The organism is Pedobacter sp. CFBP9032 (genome assembly GCF_034045265.1).
Taxonomy (GTDB): Bacteria; Bacteroidota; Bacteroidia; order Sphingobacteriales; family Sphingobacteriaceae; genus Pedobacter.
Map to the genome: position 1 here is coordinate 1 of NZ_JAXCWE010000033.1, position 584 is coordinate 584.

The window sequence follows — 584 nt, forward strand, 5'->3', positions numbered from 1 at the left end:
TATTTGTTTTGGCTCTATCCATCGTACTTTTAAATCAGACTCACAAAACTGTGGAGAATAAGGGAGTCGAACCCTTGACCTCCTGCGTGCAAGGCAGGCGCTCTAGCCAGCTGAGCTAATTCCCCCTCTAGTAGTTGTTAGTTCTTGGTGTTTGCTTGTTAGTATTTGGCTTGCGCTTTTCCTAACTCCTAATACCTATAACCTAACTCCTTAATTAGTAGTCTCGGGCAGGCTCGAACTGCCGACCTCTACATTATCAGTGTAGCGCTCTAACCAGCTGAGCTACGAGACTTTGTTATGAGTAATGGGTGATGAGCAATAAGTAATATTTGCATATCTCTTTTTCCTCTTCTTCATACTCAATCTCTCTTCCCTGTTACTAATTTCTAGTGGGTTTTGTATTTTTTTATATATATCAACCAAATAAAAACTAAAGCTTCACTTTAAGTAAGTGCATCGTGTCTTGCGACACTTATTTGTTTATCGTCTTAAGACGCTCTAAAATGAGATGTTCCAGCCGCACCTTCCGGTACGGCTACCTTGTTACGACTTAGCCCTAGTTACTTGTTTTACCCTAGGCAGCT

Annotated in this window: 2 tRNA genes and 1 rRNA gene; all 3 read right to left on the bottom strand. The window is 41.3% G+C overall.

Annotation, left to right across the window (positions count from 1 at the left end):
• Positions 1–51: 51 nt before the first annotated feature.
• Positions 52–125 (bottom strand) — tRNA-Ala (locus SOM16_RS23025).
• Between the two features lie 93 nt (positions 126–218).
• Positions 219–292: transfer RNA gene (locus tag SOM16_RS23030), tRNA-Ile, on the bottom strand.
• Between the two features lie 209 nt (positions 293–501).
• Positions 502–584 (bottom strand): 16S ribosomal RNA (locus SOM16_RS23035); the annotation flags it as partial.